Annotated in this window: 21 protein-coding genes; 11 read left to right on the top strand and 10 right to left on the bottom strand. The window is 67.5% G+C overall.

Annotation, left to right across the window (positions count from 1 at the left end):
* Positions 1–12: 12 nt before the first annotated feature.
* A complete protein-coding gene (lysS, locus tag F614_RS0101970; protein WP_019558137.1) occupies positions 13–1,503 on the top strand; it encodes a lysine--tRNA ligase in 1,491 nt (496 codons plus the stop codon).
* Positions 1,504–1,549: 46 nt separating this feature from the next.
* Here lysS and F614_RS0101965 read toward each other — a convergent pair whose 3' ends face one another.
* The 3 genes from F614_RS0101965 to F614_RS0101955 form a co-directional block, all read right to left on the bottom strand.
* On the bottom strand, positions 1,550–2,020 hold the full coding sequence (locus F614_RS0101965) for a PepSY domain-containing protein (protein WP_019558136.1): 471 nt from the start codon (positions 2,018–2,020) through the stop codon (positions 1,550–1,552).
* Positions 2,021–2,084: 64 nt separating this feature from the next.
* The gene (locus tag F614_RS0101960; protein ID WP_019558135.1) at positions 2,085–4,208 is read right to left on the bottom strand and encodes a SulP family inorganic anion transporter; all 2,124 of its coding nucleotides are present in this window, start codon (positions 4,206–4,208) and stop codon (positions 2,085–2,087) included.
* A gap of 96 nt (positions 4,209–4,304) precedes the next feature.
* The gene (locus F614_RS0101955) at positions 4,305–4,886 is read right to left on the bottom strand and encodes a hypothetical protein (RefSeq protein ID WP_018880525.1); all 582 of its coding nucleotides are present in this window, start codon (positions 4,884–4,886) and stop codon (positions 4,305–4,307) included.
* Between the two features lie 206 nt (positions 4,887–5,092).
* Between F614_RS0101955 and F614_RS0101950 the strand changes: the two genes are divergently transcribed.
* From F614_RS0101950 to F614_RS0101940, 3 genes are all read left to right on the top strand, one after another.
* A complete protein-coding gene (locus tag F614_RS0101950) occupies positions 5,093–6,574 on the top strand; it encodes a sensor histidine kinase (protein WP_019558134.1) in 1,482 nt (493 codons plus the stop codon).
* A complete protein-coding gene (locus F614_RS0101945; protein WP_019558133.1) occupies positions 6,571–7,974 on the top strand; it encodes a sigma-54 dependent transcriptional regulator in 1,404 nt (467 codons plus the stop codon). The genes F614_RS0101950 and F614_RS0101945 overlap by 4 nt, the downstream gene beginning before the upstream one ends.
* 91 nt (positions 7,975–8,065) lie before the next feature.
* Positions 8,066–9,205, top strand: coding sequence for a PQQ-dependent sugar dehydrogenase (locus tag F614_RS0101940; RefSeq protein ID WP_018880528.1), 1,140 nt, complete (start codon positions 8,066–8,068; stop codon positions 9,203–9,205).
* Between the two features lie 112 nt (positions 9,206–9,317).
* Here F614_RS0101940 and glgB read toward each other — a convergent pair whose 3' ends face one another.
* A complete protein-coding gene (glgB, locus tag F614_RS0101935) occupies positions 9,318–11,531 on the bottom strand; it encodes a 1,4-alpha-glucan branching protein GlgB (RefSeq protein WP_081619663.1) in 2,214 nt (737 codons plus the stop codon).
* 228 nt (positions 11,532–11,759) lie between these two features.
* Between glgB and glgC the strand changes: the two genes are divergently transcribed.
* From glgC to malQ, 3 genes are read left to right on the top strand one after another with little or no spacing between them, the layout of a single operon-like run.
* Complete coding sequence (glgC, locus tag F614_RS0101930; RefSeq protein WP_019558131.1) at positions 11,760–13,025, top strand: glucose-1-phosphate adenylyltransferase; 1,266 nt, start codon at positions 11,760–11,762, stop codon at positions 13,023–13,025.
* On the top strand, positions 13,015–14,763 hold the full coding sequence (locus F614_RS0101925) for a glycoside hydrolase family 57 protein (RefSeq protein WP_018877530.1): 1,749 nt from the start codon (positions 13,015–13,017) through the stop codon (positions 14,761–14,763). The genes glgC and F614_RS0101925 overlap by 11 nt, the downstream gene beginning before the upstream one ends.
* A gap of 53 nt (positions 14,764–14,816) precedes the next feature.
* On the top strand, positions 14,817–16,292 hold the full coding sequence (gene malQ / locus F614_RS0101920) for a 4-alpha-glucanotransferase (RefSeq protein WP_019558130.1): 1,476 nt from the start codon (positions 14,817–14,819) through the stop codon (positions 16,290–16,292).
* A gap of 105 nt (positions 16,293–16,397) precedes the next feature.
* Here malQ and F614_RS0101915 read toward each other — a convergent pair whose 3' ends face one another.
* From F614_RS0101915 to F614_RS0101890, 6 genes are all read right to left on the bottom strand, one after another.
* Positions 16,398–16,988, bottom strand: coding sequence for a hypothetical protein (locus F614_RS0101915; RefSeq protein WP_018867082.1), 591 nt, complete (start codon positions 16,986–16,988; stop codon positions 16,398–16,400).
* Between the two features lie 201 nt (positions 16,989–17,189).
* A complete protein-coding gene (locus F614_RS0101910; RefSeq protein ID WP_019558129.1) occupies positions 17,190–17,834 on the bottom strand; it encodes a class I SAM-dependent methyltransferase in 645 nt (214 codons plus the stop codon).
* 26 nt (positions 17,835–17,860) lie between these two features.
* Positions 17,861–18,547: a zinc metallopeptidase gene (locus tag F614_RS0101905; RefSeq protein ID WP_018875656.1), complete on the bottom strand. Its 687-nt coding sequence runs from the start codon at positions 18,545–18,547 to the stop codon at positions 17,861–17,863.
* Between the two features lie 107 nt (positions 18,548–18,654).
* Positions 18,655–20,967 carry a mechanosensitive ion channel domain-containing protein gene (locus F614_RS0101900; protein ID WP_019558128.1) on the bottom strand — a complete coding sequence of 771 codons (2,313 nt, stop codon included), beginning with the start codon at positions 20,965–20,967 and terminating at the stop codon, positions 18,655–18,657.
* Between the two features lie 259 nt (positions 20,968–21,226).
* On the bottom strand, positions 21,227–21,949 hold the full coding sequence (gene mtgA, locus F614_RS0101895) for a monofunctional biosynthetic peptidoglycan transglycosylase (protein ID WP_018867078.1): 723 nt from the start codon (positions 21,947–21,949) through the stop codon (positions 21,227–21,229).
* A complete protein-coding gene (locus F614_RS0101890) occupies positions 21,949–22,191 on the bottom strand; it encodes a hypothetical protein (RefSeq protein ID WP_018867077.1) in 243 nt (80 codons plus the stop codon). The genes mtgA and F614_RS0101890 overlap by 1 nt, the downstream gene beginning before the upstream one ends.
* Between F614_RS0101890 and F614_RS0101885 the strand changes: the two genes are divergently transcribed.
* Genes F614_RS0101885 through F614_RS0101875 form a run of 4 tightly spaced genes read left to right on the top strand, consistent with a single transcriptional unit; the run spans position 22,190 to position 23,661 of the window.
* Positions 22,190–22,519 carry a hypothetical protein gene (locus tag F614_RS0101885; protein WP_018867076.1) on the top strand — a complete coding sequence of 110 codons (330 nt, stop codon included), beginning with the start codon at positions 22,190–22,192 and terminating at the stop codon, positions 22,517–22,519. The genes F614_RS0101890 and F614_RS0101885 overlap by 2 nt on opposite strands.
* A complete protein-coding gene (locus F614_RS0101880; RefSeq protein ID WP_038037201.1) occupies positions 22,512–22,925 on the top strand; it encodes a thiol-disulfide oxidoreductase DCC family protein in 414 nt (137 codons plus the stop codon). The genes F614_RS0101885 and F614_RS0101880 overlap by 8 nt, the downstream gene beginning before the upstream one ends.
* A gap of 8 nt (positions 22,926–22,933) precedes the next feature.
* Positions 22,934–23,086 (top strand): DUF2256 domain-containing protein, encoded by a 153-nt coding sequence (locus tag F614_RS14165; protein ID WP_081619662.1) that lies wholly within the window; start codon positions 22,934–22,936, stop codon positions 23,084–23,086.
* A complete protein-coding gene (locus tag F614_RS0101875; protein WP_026329779.1) occupies positions 23,083–23,661 on the top strand; it encodes a histidine phosphatase family protein in 579 nt (192 codons plus the stop codon). The genes F614_RS14165 and F614_RS0101875 overlap by 4 nt, the downstream gene beginning before the upstream one ends.
* Positions 23,662–23,703: the final 42 nt, after the last annotated feature.

The following is a 23,703-nucleotide window of genomic DNA, read 5'->3' as shown; positions in this document are numbered from 1 at the left end:
CCGGGATTCCCGATGACCGAGATTACCGACGAGAACAAGCTGATCGCCCAGCGGCGCGCCAAGCTGAACGAGCTGCGCGAGGCCGGCCCGGCGTTCCCCAACGACTTCCGCCGCGATGCCCTGGCGGCCGATCTGCACGCCGCGCATGACGACACCGAAGGCGAGGCGCTGGAGGGGCAGGGGATCCGCGTGACGGTCGCCGGGCGCATGATCGGCAAGCGCGTGATGGGCAAGGCGAGCTTTGTCCGCCTGCGCGACCAGTCCGGGGACATCCAGCTGTTCGCCCAGCGCGACAGCCTGCCGGAGGGCGTCTACGCGGCCTTCAAGCACTGGGACCTGGGCGATATCGTCGGCGGGCAGGGCACGCTGTTCAAGACGAAGACCGGCGAGCTGACGGTCCAGCTGGACGAGCTGCGTCTGCTGACCAAGAGCCTGCGCCCGCTGCCGGAGAAGTTCCATGGCCTGACCGATCAGGAACAGCGCTACCGCCAGCGTTACGTGGACCTGATCACCAGCCCGGACAGCCGCGAGCTGTTCCGCACCCGCACCCGGATCGTGCGCTACATCCGCGAATACTTCGAGCGCGAGGACTTCATCGAGGTGGAGACCCCGATGATGCAGGTGATCCCGGGCGGCGCGACCGCGCGGCCGTTCGCCACGCACCACAATGCGCTGGACATGCCGCTGTACCTGCGCATCGCGCCGGAGCTGTACCTGAAGCGTCTGGTCGTCGGCGGCTTCGAGAAGGTCTTCGAGATCAACCGCAATTTCCGCAACGAGGGGCTGTCCACCCGGCACAACCCCGAGTTCACCATGCTGGAGTTCTACGAGGCGTTCGTGGACTACCATGCGCTGATGGACCGCACCGAGACGTTGCTGCGCGGGCTGTGCGAGGACGTGCTGGGCACGACCACCATCGAGTACCAGGGCGAGACCTACGATTTCGGCCAGCCGTTCACCCGCATGACCGTGCGCGAGGCGATCCTCGAGCACAATTCGGAGATCAGCAGCGAGGACCTCGCGGACATCGACAAGGTGCGCGCCCACTGCGAGCGTCTGGAGATCCCGATCAAGGCGAGCTTTGGGCTCGGCAAGCTGTGGACCGAGATCTTCGAGTACACCGCCGAGAACAAGCTGCGCCACCCGACCTTCATCACCGCCTATCCGACCGAGGTCTCGCCGCTGGCGCGGCGCAACGACGACGACCCGTTCGTGACCGATCGCTTCGAGCTGTTCGTCGGCGGGCGCGAGATCGCCAACGGCTTCTCCGAGCTCAACGACCCCGAGGACCAGGCCGAGCGTTTCCAGGCCCAGGTCGCGGAGAAGGACGCGGGCGACGACGAGGCGATGCACTACGACGCCGACTACATCCGCGCCCTGGAGTATGGCCTGCCGCCCACGGCCGGCGAGGGCATCGGCATCGACCGCCTGGTGATGCTGCTGACCGACAGCGCCTCGATCCGCGACGTGCTGCTGTTCCCGCACCTGCGCCCGGAGGCCTGAGCGGCTGCTGGGAATCCCCCGGGCCGTTCAGGCCCGGGCATCGAGGTCAGTCTCGATCGACGTCCAGCACGGTAAAGCTGCTGCGTTCGAGCTTTAGCTCCAGCTCGGTGCCGTCGCTTGCGCGCCCTTCGATCTCGATGCGATCACGGTCGTCCAGTTCGATCTCCTCGAATCTTGCCATCCCGTGTTCGCGGGCAATGGCCACCCCTTCCAGGATCTCGTCGTCGGTCAGGCCACGCTTGCGGTCGGAGCCGCGCTTGATCTCCTCCTCGAGTACGCGGCCGTCGAGATCGAACGTGACCTCCAGGCGGCGCTCGCTGGCGTTCCAGCCTTCCAGTTCGAAGCGGTTTCCGCCTTCGGCCTCGATCGATCTGTAGCTGTCAAACCCGTACTGCTTGCCGATCTCCAGAATGCGCGCGATGTTGTCCAGCGGCATGGAGTCGGCGTGAGTGGGACTGCAGGCGAGCAGGGCGAAGAGCAGCGCGGTGGCAAACGCGTAACGCAGGGGTCGTTTCACTGGGGGAACCTCCGTTGAACATTGAATGCTTTATAGCCCGCGGCGCAGGGTTTTGATCCCGCTGTCATGAAGTGGCTCCCGTGCGGGGTGACGGGTCCGTTGGTCCCGTCTCGGCATCCGTCACGCGGTCCGGGGTACCGAGGGCGCGCTGCTGCAGCTCGGCGAGGGCCACGCGCTTGTTCGGGAAGATGTTGTCGCGGCCGATCTCATCCAGCAGGCCGGCGCGCTCCATGGCCTCGCGCACGGGCTTCTTCAGGCCACTGAACATCAGCTTGCAGTCGGCCGCCGCGAGGTCGCCGATCAGGGCGCGCACCTTGTCCACGCCCGAGGCGTCGATGCGGTTGATGCTGTTGCCGAGCACCAGCACCGCGCGGGCATTCGGGTTGCGTGCGACTGCGTCCATGACCGCATCCTCGAAGTGGGCCACGTTCATGAACACCAGCGAGGCGTCGAAGCGCAGGACCGTGAAGTGGTCGCCGGCCGGGCGCAGGTCGTTACTGAGCGCGCCAGCCAGGGACCCGTCGGGGCGCAGGCCCTGGATCTCGGAGCGCGGGCGCACGGTGCCGACCAGGAACAGCAGGGACGACAGGATGACACCGACGATGACGCCGTTGGCCAGATCCGGCGCCATGTACAGCGTCACGCCGAAGGTGAGGAAGCCGGCCAGGCCATCGGCGCGGCTGATGGTCCAGGAACGCGCGAGGGTTTTGAAGTCCAGCAGACCGAACACCGCCGACATCACGATGGCGGCCAGGACGGCCTGCGGCAGGTGATAGAGGTATGGAGTCAGGAACAGCATGGTGATCAGCACGCCAATGGCACTGACCACTGCGAACAGGCCACTCTGCGCCCCTGAGCGTGCCGCCACCGCCGAGCGCGAGAATGAGCCACTGACCGCGTAGGACTGAAAGAAGCTGCCGACGATGTTGGCCAGCCCCTGGCCGATCAGTTCCTGGTTGGGGTTCAGCTTCTCGCGGCGCTGGGCAGCCAGCGCGCGCGAGATGGAGGTGGCCTCCATGAACCCGATCAGGGCCATCACGAAGGCGGCCGGCAGCAGGGCGGGGATGACCTCCCAGTCCAGGACGGGCAGCTGCAGGCTGGGCAGGCCCTGCGGGATGGTGCCGACGACCTGGCCGCCGGAGGCGACAATGATGCGGTACCCGTCGAAGCCGGACAGGCGCCACGGGCGGCCCTCGGAAGCCTCGTTCCAGGCGCGGAACTGCGCCTCGCCATCCATCGTTTCGGCGCGCTCGAGCCGTTCCTTGTGGGCGGCGACACGCAGGTCGCTCAGCTCGCGCTTGAGCCGTGTCTCGCGTACCTCGAGGCGGGCCACGCGCACCGCGAGATCGGGGGATTCCTCGCCCGCCTTTTCCGCCTCCTTCAGGGCCCGGCTGGCCTCGCTCAGATCCTCCGAGGTGGTGTTGAGTGCGGTGCGCGTGTCGGCCAGTTCCTGGTACAGGTTCCGCACGTCGGTCGCCTGGATCCGGTCCGGCGTAATCGTCTCGTTGCTCTCGAATCCGGTCAGGGCACTGATCAGCGTGCCCAGCACGACCACGACCAGCACGCCGGGCAGGCGCGGCATGATCCGGCGCAGCACGATCAGCGTGGCAAGCGTACCCGCGCCGAAGGCGATAGTCGGCCAGTGGGCATGACCCAGCTGGGTGAGTACGCCGGCGAAGTCAGTCAGGAACGCGCCGGTGTCCGGTTTGGGGACGTTGAAGAAGGTGTTGATCAGCGACAGTCCGATGATCAGGGCCGCGGCGTTGGTGAAGCCCACGATGACCGGCTGCGAGACGAAGTTCATCAGGATGCCGAGGCGGAACACCCCCAGCAACAGACGCATGATGCCAACCATCAGCGCCAGCAGGATCGATAGCTGGATGAAGTATTCGGTCCCGGCGACCGCGAAGGGCGCCAGGGAGGCGGCCGACAGCAGGGACAGCATTGCCACGGGTCCCGTATGGAGGAAGCGCGAGGAGCCCCACAGCGACCCGATGATCGCCGGGATGGCCGAGGCATACAGGCCGTAGACGACGGGCAGGCCCGCGAGGGTCGCGTAGGCCATGCCCTGGGGAACCAGGATCATCGCGACGCTGAGGCTGGCCATGATATCGGCGCGAACCGATTTCCCGGACATCGGGAACCAGTGGACGAAGGGGAGCAGGCGTTGGATCCAGTCGTTACTCATGCAGGTGGAGTCTTCCTTGGTCGGACGTGGTGAGGTGTTGCGGGTGCCGGCCGGGCGATGCCGCGGCCGGCGGATGGGGGATGCCGCGGTACCGGGCTACCCTGCGGCGGGCAGCGCGCCATCCGCCGGGGCATTCCGGGGCTTTCCGCCAGGGCCCGGATCACGCGGCGTGGCCACCATCACCACGGGCAGTTCGGCGGCGGTCTCGCTGGCGAGGACGTGATGACCCAGGTAGCCCTGTTCGTCGCAGACCAGGAAGTCGATGCGGATGCCGCGACCCAGCACCCGGCGCAGAGCCCGTTCCGGATCGCCACTGAGCGTCTCGATATGGACGTCGTGGGGCAGGGGGCTGCCCACGCGCGTGAAGCTCTCGATCAGCACCCGGGCTTCGGTCTCACCCAGGAACGTCAGCACGACCAGATCGGCCCCGAGGCGTTCGCAGCTGTCGGCGGCGTAATCGAACACGTGGCGCGGCGCGAACGGGCCCACGAACAGGCCGATGCGGCGGCGGGTCGTGGCCGGTTCGACCGAGTCCTCGGCGTTGGGGGCCGTCGGGTTCGAGTCCGGCGCATCGCTGGCCAGCGAGCGATACTTGTCCCCCATGGGCTGCATCTCGGCCAGGTCGGCGTAGGCCAGACCTTCGAGCATCTTCTTCATGGCTTGGGTCAGGGCGGGCATTGGTGTCTCCATTGGGTGGGTCAACGGAGTCATTGCACGCTGCGTGCCAGATCTTAAAAACAATGACTTACACCAATTCCGGGTGCGTTACTGCTGGTGGAGTGTTGCAGGTTGCATCGATTTCGGTCGGCGGCCCGGAAACGCCATTGCCAAGCGGTTGAAAATAGTTGCAAAATGTAACAATCGATATTGCAACGAGTAACATCATGGGTCGCAGCTTGCGCAGCAAGGTTCGCTGGGTATACGCCGGAGTCCTGGTCCTGGTAATGGGGCTCGTCGTTGCCCAGTACGTGGCGCTCTCGACGATCGAGACCCGGTTGCAACAGGGCGATGTGGTGGCCGAGCTGCTGCAGGACAGCCTCGAGATGCGGCGCTTCGAAAAGAAGTTCTACAGCTCCGGCGAACTTGGCGACCTGGCGGCCGCCCGAGACCATGCAGAGGCCGCGCTGGAGCGCCTGGAGGACAATCAGACGGCGCTCGAACAACACGCCGGCGGCGACGAGCTGGGCAGCCTGCGCGGCGCCCTGGTGGCGTATCGCGATGGCCTGGAACGCTATCCGCGGCTCGCCGGGCTCGAGCGAGAGCAGCTGGTCGAGCGCATCCGCGATGCCGGTGGCGAGGCCTCGGCGCTGACCAAGGTGCTGAGTCAGCGCGAACGCGAGAATCTGCGTACGGGCGTGCAGGTCTCGCGCACCGAACTCCTGGTGGCGACCGGTCTCGTGCTGTTGCTGGTGCTGCTGGGGGGCTGGTGGCTGGCCCGCCGGATCCTGGCGCCGTTGCGGTCGATGGAGAACCAGTTGCGCGCGATCGGCGCGGGCTCGCGAACCCGGCTGACGGCCCCAACCCGGGACCGGGAGCTGGTCTCGTTTGCGGAGGCCTTCAACGGGATGCTCGACGAGCTGGATGCGCGCCAGGCGGACCTGCGCCGTTCCGAGCGGCTAGCGGCACTGGGCGTGCTGGTCTCGGGGGTTGCCCACGAACTGAACAACCCGCTGGGCAACATCTCCACCGCGCTGCAACTGGTTTCCGAGGAGGGCCCGGCCGGGGACCCGGGGCTGCTCGCCGAGTGGTTGCAACAAGCCGAGGGCGAGACCGCGCGGGCCCAGAACATCGTGCGCGGGCTGCTACTTTATTCGCGCCAGCAACCGCAGGGACCCCGGCGCGAGGAGTGCCGGTCGCTGCGGCAGATTCTCGACGGGACGCTGGACCTGATCCGCGCCACCTTGCCGGTGGATCAGGTGACGATCCGGGTGGATGCCGGGCTGCAGGTGACCGTGGATCCGGAACGCCTGCAGCAGGTCTTCGTGAACCTGCTGCGCAATGCATTCGAGGCCGGGGGCGAAGACGTGGAAGTACGCATCCAGGCTCAGCGGGGGCGGCTGGGGGACCTGCGGCCGGGACCCGGTGGCCACGTGGTGGGCGCGTTGCTGGTGCATGGCGAGGACACGCTCCCGGTCGTCCGCATCTCGGTCGATGACGACGGACCGGGGATACCGGATGCTGCCCTGGACCATGTGTTCGAGCCGTTCTACCGGGGCCGCGAGGAGGGCAGCGGGTCCGGGCTGGGCCTGTTCGTGGCCCAGGAGATTATCCAGGATCACGGGGGGGCGATCGGCGTCAGCCGTTGTCCGCTGGGCGGTACCCGCTTCCAGGTCTGGCTGCCCTGCGAATGCGAGGAAACGCCATGAGTGACGCGCCGCAGCAGCCGGGGTCGACCGCCACCGACCCGCCCGAGGCGCGGCTGCTGGTGATCGACGACGAACCGATTGCCTGCCGCCAGCTGGAACAGGTGTTCCGGCACTCGCCCTTTACGGTGGTCACGCGGGAGGACGGAGCCAGCGGTTTGCAGGCCCTGGATCAGGAACGCTTCGACGCCGTGCTCACGGATCTGCGCATGCCCGGGGTGGACGGGATGGAGATCCTGCGCCGGGCGCGGGAACGGGATCCGGACCTGGCCGTGATCATGATCACCGGCCACGCGACCCTGGATTCGGCGGTGGAGGCGATGAAGGCCGGGGCCTTCCACTACATCGCCAAGCCGTTCCGCATCGACGAGGTTCGCGAGGTGGTGGCCAAGGCGGTCGAGTTCACCCGGCTGCGGCGTGACAACCGTGCGCTGCGCGATCAGGTGGAACAGGGCGGGCGCAAGGCGACGCTGGTGGCGCAGGACACCGCGATGCAGCGATTGCTGGAGACCGCGCGCCAGATCGCCCCGACCGACTGTAACGTGGTCCTGACCGGCGAGAGCGGGACCGGCAAGGAGCTGCTGGCCCGCTACATCCACAACCACAGCACCCGAGCGGAGGGGCCGTTCCTGGCGGTGAACTGCGGGGCGCTGCAGGACGAGCTGCTGGCCAGCGAACTGTTCGGGCACGAGAAGGGCGCCTTCACCGGGGCCACGCAGCAGAAGAAGGGCCTGTTCGAGGCCGCCGCGGGCGGGACGCTGTTTCTGGACGAGGTGGCGGAGACCAGCCCGGCGATGCAGGTGAACCTGCTGCGCGTGCTGCAGGAGCGCGAGGTCCTGCGGGTCGGGGGGCGTACGCCGATCCCGGTGGATGTGCGGGTGATCGCGGCCAGTAATCGCCGCCTGGACCGGGCGGTGGATCGTGGCGACATGCGCGAGGATCTTTACTTTCGCCTGAACGTGGTGAATCTGGTGTTGCCCCCGTTGCGGGATCGGCGCGACGACATCCCGCTGCTGGCGTACTACTTCCTCAAGCGCCACGCCCTGGCGATGGGCAAGCGTATCGATGACATCGAGCCCGCGGCCCTGGAGCGTCTGGTCGAGCACGACTATCCCGGGAATGTGCGCGAATTGTCCAACATCATTGAACGCGGGGTGGCTCTGGCGCGCACCACGGACCTGACCCTGGCGGATCTGCCGCGCGCGCTGCGCGAGGCGAGCGCGCGGGTGGTGGACGAGGCCGCGGCGCCGGTGCGAACGCTGGAGGAGCAGGAGGCCGTACAGATCCGCCAGGCGCTGGAGCAGACCGGGGGGAATCGTACCCGGGCCGCGCGGCTGCTGGGGATCGACCGCGTATCCCTGTGGCGAAAGATCAAACGCCTCGGCATCGAGCCCCCCGGGTAACAGGGACCAGGCAGCGCGCATGTGCGTGCCGTGAACATAACCGGATTCGTTGTGTCCGAACTCTGCGAAGGCATACAACCGGAGGTGAGGCATGCGAAACGGGATGGGACGGAGACACGCCGCTCGCGCCAGCGCGCTGGTCGCAGGGCTGGCCCTGATGGGCTCGGCGCCGGCCGGCGAAGTGGTCGAGGAAGGCATCTCCAGCGAGTACGAACGTTTCGATCTTGTGCGGGTAGCCGGTGATCTGGAGCACCCCTGGTCGGTGGCCTTCCTGCCGGACGGTGGCTATCTGGTGACCGAACGGACGGGTGCGCTGAAACAGGTGCGCGATGGCGAGGTGAGCTCGGTCGAGGGTGTGCCGGAGGTCGTGGCGCGCGGCCAGGGCGGCTTGCTGGATGTTGTGCTGCACCCGGACTTCGCGGCGAACCACCGGGTGTATTTCACCTATGTCACCGGGGATTCCGACCAGTCCTACACCGCGCTGGGGCGCGGGCGTCTGGAGGACGGGGCCCTGCACGAGGTGGAGGAGCTGTTCCGTCAGGACCGGGGCGGCAGCAATCCGGGCCACTTCGGTTCGCGGCTGGCCTGGCAGGCCGATGGCACCCTGTTAATGACGATCGGCGATCGTCGGCAGGAAGACCCGTCCCAGGACCTTTCCGCACATACCGGGTCCCTGCTGCGCCTGACCGAGGATGGCGAGGCCCCGGCGGACAACCCGTTTGTCGACCGCGATGATGCCCAGCCACACATCTTTGCCTATGGCCTGCGCAATTCGCAGGGTCTGGTGGTGGATCCGGCGGACGGCACGATCTGGCTGACGGACCACGGGCCCCGGGGTGGGGATGAACTGAACCGTATGGAAGCCGGGGGCAACTATGGCTGGCCGGTGGTGTCGCGGGGGCGCGACTATCGGTCCGAGGAACCCTTTGGCGAGGCGCGTCACGACGCGGATATGATCGACCCGGTCTACGAGTTCCTGCCGACGCTGGCGCCGTCCGGGCTGGCGATGGTGACCGCGGATCGCTTCGAGTCCTGGCAAGGCAATCTGCTGGCGGGTGGCCTGCGTGCCGAACGGATCCTGCGCATCGTGATCGAGGACGACGAAGTCGTGCACATGGAAGAGCTGCTGCACGGCAAGATCGGGCGCATTCGTGATGTCCGCGAGGGACCGGAGGGGCACATCTATGTGCTGACGGACCATTCGGATGGCGGGCTTTATCGCCTGGAATGAGCCCGATCCCGATCCCGAGCCCATGGCCGGCATTGGGGCCGCGAGTTCCGGGCCCGCACGGGCCTGCAAACAGGAGCCGGTCTTAGCGGCTTCGGCCCGAGGCGCCCCGACGTCAGTCGCCGGCTGGCTCCAGTAACAGGGCCGCCAGTGGCGGCAGATGCAGGTAGAGTGTCGCGGGGTGCCCGTGGCGTTCCACCGGCTCGGCATAGGCCTCCGCCGGGCCGCGCGAGCCCCCACCGTAGACCTCGGCGTCACTGTTCAGGGTGACCCGCCAGCGCCCGGCGTGGGGCGCGGGTACGGGGTAGGCCGGGCGCTCCACCGGCGTCAGGTTCAGCACCACCACGACCTGGCGGCCCTGGTGGTCGCGGCGCACGAAGCTCAGGGTGGAGTGCGCGGCATCGTCGCAGTCCAGCCAGTCGAAGCCGTCCGGTTCGAATTCCCGGGCGTGCAGGGCGGGGTCGGCGCGGTAGGCGCGGTTCAGATCCCGCACCAGGTTCTGCAGGCCCTGGTGCAGCGGGTACTGCAGCACGTACCAGTCGAGTTCGCGATCCTCCGACCATTCCGGGCCCTGGCCGAATTCCTGGCCCATGAACAGGAGTTTCTTGCCGGGGTAGAGCCACTGCCAGCTGTAGAGCAGGCGCAGGTTGGCGTGCTGTTCCCACTCGTTGCCCGGCATGCGTCCGCGCAGGCTGCGCTTCCCGTGTACCACCTCGTCGTGCGAGAACGGGAGGACGAAGTTCTCGCTATAGGCGTAGAGCTGGCCGAACGTGAGCTGGCCGTGGTGGTGCATGCGGTAGATCGGGTCCATCCCGAAGTAGGTCAGGGTGTCGTGCATCCACCCCATGTTCCACTTCATGGTGAAGCCCAGCCCGCCCATGGACGGCGGGCGGCTGACCCCCGGCCAGGCGGTGGATTCCTCGGCGATCATGGCGACGCCCGGATGACTGGTCTGGACCGTCTCGTTCAGGTGGCGCAGGAAGTCGATGGCCTCCAGGTTTTCGTTGCCGCCGTGGATGTTGGGCAGCCAGTCCTCGCCTTCGCGGTCGTAGTCGCGATAGAGCATGGAGGCGACGGCATCCACGCGCAGGCCGTCGAGGTGGAAGTCCTCGACCCAGCACAGGGCGCTGGAGAGCAGGAAGTTGCGGACCTCGGGGCGCGAGTAGTTGAAGATCAGGGTGCCCCAGCCGCGGTGCTCGCCGATGCGCGGGTCGGCGTGTTCGTACAGCGCGGTGCCATCGAACCGGGCCAGCGCGAACTCGTCGCGCGGGAAGTGGCCGGGGACCCAGTCGAGGATCACGCCAAGACCGGCCTGATGGGCCTGGTCGACGAAATGGCGAAAGTCGTCCGGCTGACCAAAGCGCGAGGTGGGGGCGAAGAAGCCGGTGCTCTGGTAGCCCCAGGATCCGTCGAACGGGTGCTCGGTGACCGGCAGCAATTCGAGATGGGTAAAGCCCATGTCGCGGGCGTAGGGCACCAGGCGCTCGGCCAGCTCGCGGTAGCTGGGCCAGTGGCCCTCGGGACTGCGCTGCCAGGAGCCCAGATGCACCTCGTAGATGCTCATTGGCCGATGCTTCCAGGCCTCCGGATCGCGGTTGCGCATCCAGTGCTCGTCATTCCAGGCATAGGTGCTGGCCTCCTGGATGCGGGCGGCGGTCTCGGGGCGAACCTGGTAGGCGCGGGCGTACGGGTCGGTCTTCAGGTGGAGGCTGCCGTGCTCGCGATTGCGGATCTCGAACTTGTACAGCGTTTCCGCAGTCATCCCCGGTAGGAACAGCTCCCAGATGCCGCTGCCCGCGTGGACGGTCATTGGATGGCAGCGCCCGTCCCAGCGGTTGAAGTCGCCCACCACCGAAACGCGTTCGGCGTTGGGCGCCCATACGGCAAAGCGCACGCCACCGACGCCGTCGCGGGTGATCGGATGGGCGCCCAGCATGCGATGGGCATGCCAGTGGCGGCCCTCGGCGAACAGGTGGCGATCGAATTCGGGGATGTCCGGGGCAAAGCTCCAGGGGTCAATTGCCTGCAACGTGGATGTGCCACCCTCGGGCATCCAGTCCAGCTGCGGGTGCGCGGGGAGGGCGTCCACCGGCCCACGCCACAGGAACAGCCCGGGGAATCCCGAGGCGGCGTCCATGGGTATGTGGCGCCCGTCGCAAAGTGTGATGGAGGCCTCCGTTGCATGCGGTAGCCAGGCCCGATAACAGGTGGTTTGTTGATCCAGCGCATGGCGCCCCAGGACGCTGTGCGGATCATGGAGCCGGGCCTCGGCCAGGCGCGCTAACGGATCGGCGACGGAACGGGTGCATTTGTCGGGGGCTGTTGCCATACTCGGATCAAGCTCGCGTTTGGGTCGTGGAATAGTGCGGTTCAGGCCGGGTCGGCAGAACACGTGAGTACAACATACTAGGGAACACGAACGGATGTACGCGCGCTTTTCGGATACCGCGGTTCCACGAGGCGGGTCAGGGCACACACCGAGCCTTGTCCGCGGGTGGGAGCGAGGACCCAGCGAGCGGGTACATGCGGACGTGTTTGCCTCGACAAGGATGGGTGCATGAGTCCACAACCGCAACGTTACGTCAGCCGCCTGACCCGGGAGACCCTTGCCCTGATCCTGGCCGGCGGACGCGGCTCGCGACTGAAACAACTGACGCTGTGGCGCGCCAAGCCGGCCGTGCCCTTCGGCGGCAAGTTCCGCATCATCGACTTCCCCCTGTCCAACTGCATCAACTCGGGTATCCGTCAGGTCGCCGTGGTGACGCAGTACAAGGCACACTCGCTGATCCAGCACATGCAGCGGGGCTGGAGCTTCCTGCGCGGGGAATTCGGCGAGTTCATCGAGCTGCTGCCGGCGCAGCAGCGCATCGAGACCTCCTGGTACGCGGGGACAGCCGACGCGGTCTACCAGAACATCGACATCATCCGGCAGCACAATCCGCGCTATGTGCTGATCCTGGCCGGGGACCACATCTACAAGATGGACTACGGCCAGATGATCGCCTTCCACGTGGAGAGCGGCGCGGACATGACCGTGGGCTGCCTGGAGGTGGAGCACGAGCGGGCGAAGGCCTTCGGCGTGATGGGGGTGGATGCGTCCAGCCGCATTACCTCGTTTGCGGAAAAGCCGGAGGACCCGGCGCTGATCCCCGGCAGCAAGACCCACTCGCTGGCCTCTATGGGGATCTACGTGATCAACACCGAGTTCCTGTTCGACCAGCTGATCAAGGATGCGGACGACACCTTCTCCAGCCACGATTTCGGCAAGGACATCATCCCCGGCATCATCGAGCGGCACCAGGTGATGGCCTATCCGTTCCGTGACGAGCAGGGCGTGCGCCAGGGCTACTGGCGCGATGTAGGGACCATCGACTCCTACTGGCAGGCGAATCTGGAGCTGATCGGGGTGACGCCGGAGCTGAACCTGTACGACTCGGAATGGCCGATCTGGACCTATCAGGAGCAGTTGCCGCCGGCCAAGTTCGTGTTCGACGACGAGGACCGCCGCGGCATGGCGATCGACTCGATGGTCTCCGGGGGCTGCATCATCTCCGGGAGCACCGTGCGCCACTCCCTGCTGTTTTCCAATGTGCAGGTCAACGCCTGTGCCAGCGTGGAGGACTCGGTGATCCTGCCCAGTGTGACCGTCGGCGAGAACTGTGTGATCCGCAATGCGGTGATCGACAAGGGCTGCAAGGTCCCGGACGGGACCGAGATCGGGGTGGACGACGAGGCCGACGCCCGCGACTACTTCGTCTCCCCGGGCGGGGTGCGCGTGGTGACGCCGGAGATGCTCGGACAGGCGACCCACCATGTCCGCTGAATCTGGCAGTACCACCGCGCTAGCCACCCAGCCGCCCCAGCTCGACGTGGTGCTGTGCTGGCATATGCACCAGCCGCAGTACTACGACTCCGGGGCTGGCGAGTATGTTCTGCCATGGACCTACCTGCACGCGCTGAAGGACTACACCGACATGGCCGCGCACCTGGAGGCCTGTCCCCAGGCGCGCGCGGTGGTGAATTTCGCGCCGATCCTGCTGGAGCAGATCGCGGACTACGGCGAGCGGCTGGAGGCCGGGATCGGCAATCGCTCGAGCTTCGGCGACCCGGTGCTGGACCTGCTCCAGCTGGATATCGTCCCGGTGGATCCGGTGCAGCGGCGCGAGATCCTGCGCGTCTGCCTGCGCGCGCATGCCCCGCGCATGATCGAGCCGTTCCCGCTGTTCGAGCGCCTGGCGACCCTGGCCCGCCAGGCGCTGGAAGACGCCGTGCTGCTGGCGCATCTGGACAACCGCTTCTTCCAGGATCTGGCGACCTGCTATCACCTGGCCTGGCTGGGGGAGACCGTGCGCCGCGCCTATCCCGAGGTGCAGGGCTGGCTGAAGGCGGATCAGGGCTTCAACCGCGACGTGCGGGGCCGCCTGCTGAAGCTGATCCGCGACGAGGTCAAGGCGATCCTGCCGCGCTACCGCGAACTGGCCGAGCAGGGGCGTGTGGAGCTCTCGTTCACCCCGTATGCCCACCCGATCATGCCGCTGCTGCTGGACCTGCAGTCGGCGCGCGAGGCGATGCCGGATGTCGAATTGCCGCAGGCGCCGGCGTACCCGGACGGCGAGGCCCGGGTGCGCTGGCATATCGAACGCGGCCTGGCGGTGTTCGAGCAGTACTTCGGCTTCCGGCCACGCGGCTGCTGGCCTTCGGAGGGCAGTCTCAGCGAGGCGACCGTGCGCCTGCTGGATGACTACGACATCTGCTGGACCGCCAGTGGCCAGACGGTACTCGGCAACAGCCTGGCGGCGGCCGGGGAGACCGCCGAGTCGCATACCGGTTCGGCGGAGCAGGAGGGCTGGCTGCATCGTCCGTATTGCCTGAAGGGGGCCCGGACGGAGCTGTTCTTCCGCGACGACGGGCTTTCCGATGCGATCGGGTTTCGCTACGCCGACTGGCACGCCGACGACGCGGTCGGGGACTTCGTGCATCACCTCGAGAATATTGCCGCCGTCTCGCCCGACGGGGGCGTGGTGGCGGTCATCCTGGATGGCGAGAACGCCTGGGAGTACTACCCGGAGAACGGCTTCTACTTCCTGCGGGCGTTGTACGAGCGGGTAGCGGAGAATCCGCGGCTGAACCTGTGCACCTTCTCGGACGTCTGCCAGCGCACGGGTCCGCGGACGGATCGCGGCGAACTCACGGGCATGGTGGCGGGCTCCTGGGTCTACGGGACCTTTTCCACCTGGATTGGCGACCCGGACAAGAACCTTGGCTGGGACCGCCTGATCGAGGCCTGGACCGCCGTGGACCAGGCCATCGCGCGGCATCCGGCACTGGATACGCCGGAGCTGCGCAAGCAGCTCGCGGTATGCGAGGGCTCCGACTGGTGCTGGTGGTTCGGGGAATACAACCCCGCGGGTTCCGTCAGCGACTTCGAACAGCTCTACCGTCGGCATCTGGCCCGCCTGTACCAGCTGGCGGATCTCGATGTGCCCGACTCGCTGGGCGAGGTCCTCTCGGTCGGGGGCGGTGATCCCGCGGCGGGCGGTACCATGCGCAAGGGCCAGTAACTGTGTGCCAAGTAACCATGTGCCCGGTAACCATGTACGAGGGGCCGTAGCGGATGGAGGCGGGCGAAGAACACTGCAACCCCCTGATGCAGCGCCGCCGCGCGGGGGTCCTCCTGCACCCCGTGTCATTGCCGGGCCTGGGTCCGGTCGGGACGCTGGGGGACGAGGCCTTTCGTTTCCTCGACTGGGCGCGGGATGCTGGCTTCAGCCTGTGGCAGATCCTGCCGTTGCACCCGCCGCAGGAGGACGGTTCGCCGTATGCCAGTATCTCCGCCTTCGCTGGCGATGTGCGCCTGATCGACCCGCAGCGCCTGGCGGCGCGCGCGGGCCTTGCGGACCCGACGCTGCCCGTCGACACACTGCTGGAACAGGCGCGGGAGCGGCTGGAGCAGGCCGGCGATGGCTGGGCGCAGGCCTACCAGGCTTTTCGGGATTCCCAGGGCCCGGTGTGGCTGGAGGACTTTGCCCGGTTCGTGGTGATCCGGGCCCGTGAAGGCGGCCGTCCCTGGTGGGAATGGCCGGCCGCCTTGCGCGACCGCGATCCGGATGCCCTGGCGGCTGTGGAGGTCGATGCGGCCCGGGAGCTGGAGGCGGTACGCTTCGCCCAGTTTGTGCTGTTCGATCAATGGCAGGACGTTCGCGAGCATGCCCGCGCACGGGACATCCTGATCCTGGGCGACATGCCGATCTTCGTGGCGCACGACTCGGCCGAGGTCTGGGCCCACCGTGACCTGTTCGATCTGGACGACACGGGGCACCCGCTGACCGTGGCCGGCGTGCCACCGGACTACTTCTCCGAGACCGGGCAGCGCTGGGGCAACCCGCACTACCGCTGGGACCGCCTTGCCGAACGCGGCTACGACTGGTGGGTGGAGCGGCTGCGCTGGACCCTGGAGACGGTAGACGCCGTGCGCATTGATCACTTCCGCGGCTTCGAGGCCAGCTGGGCGGTGCCGGCGAGCGAGCCGGATGCCACGCAGGGGCACTGGGTGCCGGGGCCGGGCGCGGACTTCTTCGAACAGCTTCAGACCCGTCTCGGCGTGCTGCCGTTGCTGGCCGAGGACCTCGGCGTGATCACGCCGGAGGTGACCGCCCTGCGCCTGCGCTTCGATCTGCCGGGCATGCGCATCCTGCAGTTCGCCTTCGAGGGTGGGCCGGACAACCCGTACCTGCCGGCGAATCATGACGAACTGAGCGCGGTGTATACCGGCACCCACGACAACGACACCACGCTGGGCTGGTTCCGTTCTCTGGAGCCGTCCCTGCAGCAGCACGTGATCGCAACGCTGGACGAGGGCGGGGCCGAGGAGATGCCCTGGCCGCTGATCCGTGCGGCCTGCCGTTCTCCGGCACAGCTCACGATTCTGCCGATGCAGGATGCCCTGCAACTGGGTTCGGAGGCGCGCACGAACATTCCCGGTACGGTGGACGAACGCAACTGGACCTGGCGCTTTGACTGGAGTCAGCTGCCCGAGGGACAGACCGAGGCGCTGCGCGCGCTGGCGCAGGAGACCCGCCGCCTGGAATGAGGGACCGTTCGGCCCGCGCGCCTCAGTGCAGGCATGGGCCCGACACAAGAAAGCCCGGCCCCTTGACGGGGACCGGGCTTTTTCATTGGGTCTACGGTGGCGCGATTAGCGCATCATGCCGCCGCCCTGGCCACCCTGTTGCTGCTGCATCTGCTGCTGCAGGCTCTGCATGCGCTGGATGACGTCGTCGATATCGGCGTTTTCCTGGCGCATGGCGGCCATCAGGTCTTCCCGCAGGGCTTCCTGGGCCTCCAGGATTTCTTCATCCTGCGCGACCGCCTGCTGGGCTTCCTGCAGGTTCATCTGCGCCTGCTGCACGTCTTCGGACTGGATGACTTCCTGGCGCTGTTCGGCGCTGAGGTCCGGATCGCGCAGGCGTTCCTCGGCGGACTCGAGGGTTTCCAGGTCCCGACGCGGCTGATAGCCGGCGGACTCCATCTTGTCCAGGACCAGGTTTTCCAGCTCTTCGCCCTTCTGTTCCAGCTGCGGATTGTTCTGGATGGCCTGCTGCTGGGTCTCGGCGAGCGTCTGCTGGAGCTGCTGCATCTCCATCTGCGGGTTGCCGCCCTGACCGCCCTGCATGCCCATGCCGCCCTGGCCCTGCTGGCCCATGCCCTGCGCCATGGCGAGCGGGCTGGCCAGCGCAAGGGCGGCCGCGGCGATCAGTCCGGCGACGGACCGGGAACGAATCTTCATAGAGTCTCTCCTGCGTAAGTAGTAACGGTAGCCTAGACAAGCGCACTTAACCCCAGCTTAACAAGCGTGGCGCTTTCATGCCCGACAAGGGGCGTCGAGCCAGGCGAGTGGCACCTGGCGAAGACGATCCGCGGATGGAGGAGTTCCCCGGGGCCCCGTGGCGGGCGTATCCGTGTGATGCCCGTCGCGGTTTCGGGGTGATCAGGGCGGATCGCTGCGCGTGAACAGCGCTATGTCGCGCGCGGGCAGCGCGAGGGCGCAACCCAGCCGGTCGGCGATCCAGTGCAGGGTGTCGGGCCCGTAGAACGCGACGTGGGTGGGGTCGCGGCGATAGTGCCAGCGGCGGAAGCGGTCCGCCGCGGGCGGCCATTCGGTCATTACGCCAAGAACGCCGCCCGGGCGCAGGTGGGTGCGCAGCGTTTGCAGCGTGTCCAGGGGGTTGTGCAGGTGTTCCAGAACCTCGGTGCAGGTGATGATATCCCAGCCGGAGTCGGGTGCGTCGGGCCAGGCGGGTGCGAAGGCGGGGTCCCAGGTATCCATGGTGTAGCCGCGTGTCCGCAGCAGGGCCGCGAGAACGGGTTGGGGGCCGCAGCCCCAGTCGAGGCCGCGGGCAGGTGGCGGCAGGGCCTCGAGCAGCGGTTCGATCAGCCGCTGCAGATGCGCCTGGTAACCAGGGTCATCGGGCCGATTCTCGTGGGTGCGGTAGTACGCACGTTCCGTCTCGCGGTCGGGCCAGACCCCGGGGTCGAGGTGGATCAGGCGGCAGTGGTGGCAGCGGCGATAGTCACCGGGTGAGGGGTCGCCGAGCCCGCGGTGATGGAACGGCCGGGTCGGCAGGCCGCACAACGGGCAGGCTGGCCGAGCGGAGGCGCTCAGCGGCGCAGGTAGCGGAACCACGAGGCGATGTTCAGCAGGCTCATCAGGGATTGCGAGAGGTAGGTATAGGCGGCGGCCTTCAGGATGCGCTCCGCATGCGGGTAGTCGGGTGGGTGCAGGTAACGCCCGTCACGCAACATCGGCATGGCCCGGCGGAAGCTGGCGTCGAACTCCGTGGGGAGAGTGACCAGGTGGGCCAGCGTGGCGAGCCCCATGGAGAGGACTCCGGCCAGCAGGAACAGGAACGCGGGCGCCGGATGCCGGGCGAGCAGGGTGACAAAGGGGATGGCGACCAGCAGCCAGGCGCCGATCTGCTGTCCGTATCCCGCGACGCAGACCAGGTAACTGCGCATGCGCAGCGGGGCGTAGCCCTCGGCATGCTGGATGGCGTGTCCGACCTCGTGGGCGGCCACGGTGACCGCCGTGAGGGAGTGGCCCTCGTGGTTCTCGGGCGACAGCCGCACGGTGCGGGCGTCGGGGTCGTAGTGATCCCCGTGCGTGGTGCTCTCCACCCGGACCTTGTGCAGCCCGTGACGGTCCAGCAGATCGCGGGCCAGTTCCGCGCCTGTGCCGTCGTAGCGGTCCCCCGGCTGGTGGTACTTCTTCATGACGTGACGGACCCAGAGGCCCGGGGCCCAGGCGAGGAACAACAGCAACGGCGCGAGCAGGATCAACAGTCGCATGCGGCTATATTGACCCAAATCCCGCCCTGGCGGAAAGGGTAAGCCCGTTCGGGATGACCGCGCGTGGCGGCAGGCCACTCAGCCGGCCGTTCGCCCCGCTGGTTGCGTCAGTCCTCGGACTCGTCGTAGTCGCCCTTGTGCTTCGGGTTCGGGCGGGCGCGCCGGTCGCGTGAATAGTCCCGGTCGTCGGCGTCGCCCTCCGGCGCGGCCTCGATCATGCGCAGGTTGGCCGCGGGGGCCGACCCGTCCTTCTCCTGACCGAAGTAGATGGTCTGGTGCGGGAACGGGATCTCGATGCCGGCGGCGTCGAAGTGCTTCTTGACCAGGCGGTTGAACGCGCGGCCCAGGCCGAACTGGGTGCCCGGCAGGGTCTTGATGCGGACACGCACGTTGACCGAGCTGTCGGCCAGGGCGGTGACGCCGTGCACCTCCATTTCGTCGAGGATGTTCGGACCCTGGTCGGGGTCTTCCTTGAGTTCCTCGAAGGCCTCGCGCAGGCGCACGATGACCTCGTCGATGTCCTCGCGGTAGGCGACGCCGTACTCGCCCACGTGGTAGGCGAATTCACGCATGTAGTTGGACACCGCATCGACCGAGGAGAACGGGATCAGGTGGTAGGTCCCGGACAGGTCGCGCAGACCCAGCGAGCGGATGGTCAGGCGTTCGACCACGCCGGTCGTTCCGGCGACGGTGACTACGTCACCGACGTTGATGGCGTTCTCGAGCTGGATGAAGACCCCGGTGATCACGTCCTGGACCAGTTTCTGGGCACCGAAGCCGACGGCCAGGCCGAGGACGCCCGCGCCGGCCAGCAGCGGCCCGATGTTCACGCCGATCTCGGCCAGCACGATCATGGTGGTCATCACGATCAGCACGATGGCGACCGCATTGCGGAAGATGGTCAGCAGCGTGGCCTCGCGGGCCGTCGGACCGCCGTCGCCGGTGTTGGGGTTCATGCGGTGTTCGATCCAGCTGGCGAATACCAGCCAGATGGCGAGCACGCCCAGCAGGATCAGGGCGACCGAGATCGCGGTGCCCAGTACCGCCATGCCGGTGTCGGAGGCGAGCCAGGTGGTCAGGCTGAAGGCGCCCCAGGCATCCGCGATCACCGCCAGCACGATCAGCAGGATCACCAGGCGCATGACCTTCAGCGCCTTCGGGATGTACGAGTTCAGGCGCAGTTCCAGCGACGGGAACTTCTCCCGGGTCTCGTCGGGCACGCGGATCTGCCGGCCGATCAGCTGCGTCAGCAGGTTGGCGACGAACACGCCCGCGAAGGCCGCGAGCAAGGTCTGACCGGTGGCCTTGGCCATGAAGGGCAGGGCGTCTTCCGGGCGCGTGACGCTGACCACGGCCAGCGCCAGGAAATAGAGCAGTGCGATCCAGTGCCAGAAATTCGCCAGCAGCGAGATCACGATCCGGGTGAAGGCGAACTCGGCCCGGTTGGCCATCGCGATCAGGCGGTCATGCACCCGGCTGCGGTTCTGCAGGATGATCACGGCGGCGTACAGGAACGCCGTCAGCATCACGATCAGCCCCAGCGAGCGCCCCGCCTCGGAGGAGATCTGGTTGTTGGCGATTGGCACCAGCAGCAGGAGGCCGTAGCCAATGTAGCCCACGATGCGCGCCAGCCAGGCGTTCCAGTAGGCGGCCTCGTCCCCGGCCATCGGCAGCAGGCGCAGACCGTGGTAGCGGGTGGCGAAGATCAGGCGCAGCGCCGCCTTGGTCACCTCGATCAGCAGGAAGGCGTTCAGGAACAGCGAGTGGCGCGTGTTCATCTCGCCCGACTCGCCCAGTACGAACAGCGCGAGGGCATAGCCGGCCAGCCAGGCGAGGATGACGATCAGGAAGTCGATCGCGGCGGCGAGGACGACGGCGGGCAGTGCCCGCATCAGGCGCATGTGCTCCGCGGCATTCAGGGCCCAGCGGTCGATGCTGGTGAACAGCGGGGCGCCCAGGCGGCGCAGGACCAGGAACACCACCACGGTGAACACGATGATGATCGCGAGATCGAGCACGGCCATCCCGAACACCGTTGGCTCGATTGCACGGACCCGTTCGGCGATGTCCGCGGCGATGTCGTTGAGGGCCCGGACCTCGGCGACGGCCCCCTCGGCCAGCGACTGGGTCAGCTGGGCGATCTGGCGCGCGACGGATTCGCTCTCGCCGGTGTCCACAGGGACGGCATCTTCGGCCGTGTCGCTCTCGCTGGACCCGCTGTCGGCCCGCAGGGCCTCCAGCAGGCGCTCGCGGGCCTCCTCATTCTCCAGCGCGTCGATCAGCGTCTGTCGCAGGTCATTTCCCGAATCCTGCGGACTGCTGTCCTGGGCAAAGGCGCTCCCCAGGGGCAACAGCAGAATAAGGAAGGCGAGGACAAACAGACGGGAAAACGAGAGACGCGATGGTCGCAGATGGGTCACGGCAAACCTCAATGTCTGGAAGGGGCGTCCATGCGTGCCCCGGTGCGATTCAATCAGTCCGGCCAGTCTAAGGGCAGGAAGTTCCGCGTCACAATTGGGCGCGCAGGCCCCAAGTCATCGTGGTCGGTTCGCTTCTCGAATGGATGCGCGGTGAACCAGTGGCTGTGGATGGCGACGACGTCGACTATCCTCGTCCTCGCGAAGCGGGTACGCCGTGGCGATCTCCGTGACCGACCTTGGTGTCGGTCGGGCACGAGGCTTACTCCAGCAGCATCGGGTCCAGCCACGCGATCCCGAGCTGGGCCATTTGCTGCTCGACCCAGGCGATACGGCGGTCCAGTTGCGGGCCCGGCTGGACCGGGTTCATGCGCCCGGGGCTGGGCAGGATGGCGGCCAGACGCGCGGACTGGTGGCGGTCCAGTTCGGTGGCGGAGACACCGAAGTAATGCTGGGCGGCGTTCTCGATGCCGTAGATGCCGGGGCCCCATTCCGCCAGGTTCAGGTAGATCTCGAGGATGCGTCGTTTCGGCCACAGGGTCTCCATCCCCAGCGTGAACCCGGCCTCCAGCGACTTGCGCACCCAGGACCGGCCGTGCCACAGGAACAGATTCTTGGCGGTCTGCTGGCTGATGGTGCTGGCGCCGCGCAGTCGCCCGCCGCGCACATGATCGCCCAGCGCCTGGCGCACCGAGCCCCAGTCAAAGCCGCGATGGTTGGGAAAATGCTGGTCCTCCGCGGCGATCACCGCCAGCATCAGGTGGCGGGGCAGGTCATCCAGACGCTGCCAGTCCGGGCGCCGGTTGGAGGCGGTCTGCCAGTCGGTGGCCACCACCATGGCCATGCCGTAGGGCGGGTCGACGCGAGCGAACAGCACCACCAGCGCGAACATAACCCCGATGCCCAGCGCCAGCAGGAATGCGGTCAGCCCGGCCACCCAGAGGAGCAGGCGGCGCAGCGGGCGGCGCTTGCGGCGGGCCGCCATTACCGTACCCCTGCCGCGCGCGGCGCACCGGCGAAGTCGATGTTGCGGATGCGGGTCTCCATGAGGCGCAAGGATAACGCTTGCGCGTGCCGGCCGGGGCGGTTTTCGCGATGCGATCCGGTCGTGTCGGCCCGCTGCCGGTCGAACTGTTTGCCCGTTTCGTGGCCCAATGGCGGAGGGGCTGCCCGACCGACCCCGAAATCCGCCTCGACAACCCGACCGTTCGCGAAGGAGAGAGCCATGGACGTATTGCCCTATCGCTATGTGACCCCGAGCGGCGAGGCCGTGTCCTTCGAGTTTCGTCTGCACCCCGAGACGGGTTCGGCGGTGCGGGTGCAGCAGTTGCTGGACCGGTTGACCGATACCCTGGATAACGAGATCGGGGTGCTGGGGGACACCTGCAACGGGGATGTGCTGCAGGCCCTGGCGATGGCCCTGGCGGTGCGTACCGAGATGATCCCGGCCGACCCCGAGATGACCCAGGGACTCGCGCGCGATGTGGTGGAGCGCGCGTTGAAATCGCTGGGCGAGGCGCAGCACCAGCAGACCGGGCCGGTGGGACATGCCTGACCCGGCCGCGAACCGACCGCCAAAGGCCCCCGGACGCCCGATCGTGTTCTTCGATGGCGGCTGCCCGCTGTGCCGTCGCGAGATCGGCCACTACCAGCGCCTGGATACCGCTGCCGCGGTCGACTGGCGCGACATCCACGCCGATGCGGCGCCGCTCGCCGCCTGGGGCATCACCTGGGACCAGGCCATGCAGCGCATGCATGCCGTCAGTCCCGAGGGCCGCATTCGCAGTGGCGCGTGGGCCTTCGTGCTGGTCTGGCGGCATCTGCCGTATTACCGCTGGCTCGGCGGCGTGCTGCATCGCCTTCCGCCGGTCGTCTGGCTGATGGATCGCGTCTACAACGTGATCGCCCGCTTTCGCTGGCGGTCCCGCTGCGACGACGGGGTCTGCCGCCCGGGGGGATAACGACCGCCGTGGCGCATGCCAAGCCGCATCTCCCGCAAAAGACCTGCGCCGTGTGCGGTCGGCCGTTTGCCTGGCGAAGAAAGTGGGCGCGCTGCTGGGACGAGGTGCGCTACTGTTCCGCCGCCTGCCGGCGTCGTCGTACGAGGCAAACGGCGTCATGAAACGCTCTGTATTCCCGCGGGTCTGGGCCGTGATCGTGCTGGCACTCGCTGTGCCGCTGGCGGCGGACGATCTGGCCGAAGAACGCGTGATCGTGGCGCAGTTGCAGGAGCCGCAGCGCATCCTGCTGATGCGTCATGCCATCGCACCGGGGATTGGCGACCCATCGGGCTTTGATGTCGACGACTGCGCCACGCAGCGCAATCTCTCCGAGGAGGGTCGCGCGCAGGCCCGCGAGACTGGCGAACGCCTGCGGGCCGCCGGGCTCCATTCGATCCGGGTATTCGCGGGTCCCTGGTGTCGCAATTTCGATACCGCGGAGCTGCTGGGCTACGGCGAGCCGGTGGTCCTGGAGGCGCTGGGATCGGTGTTTCGCACCAACGCCCCGCATCGGGAGCGGCGTATGCGGGCGTGGCGTGAACACCTGGCCGAGGAATACCGGCAGGCGCAGGGACCTGCGGTCTACGTGACCCACCGGGCCAACATCATGGAGCTCAGCGGGCGCAGCATCGGGGCCGGGGCGATGCTCGTCGTCGAGATCGACGCCGATGGCAGTGCCCGTCCCGTGGGACAATAGGCGGGCGTCCTGAGCGGGGCGCCGGTCCTTCCACCATTCGGA

The sequence above is a fragment of the Thioalkalivibrio sp. ALE12 genome (genome assembly GCF_000381105.1).
Classification (GTDB): domain Bacteria; phylum Pseudomonadota; class Gammaproteobacteria; order Ectothiorhodospirales; family Ectothiorhodospiraceae; genus Thioalkalivibrio.
The sequence above is the reverse complement of the archived record's forward strand: the minus strand, read 5'-3'. Positions and strand labels throughout refer to the sequence as shown.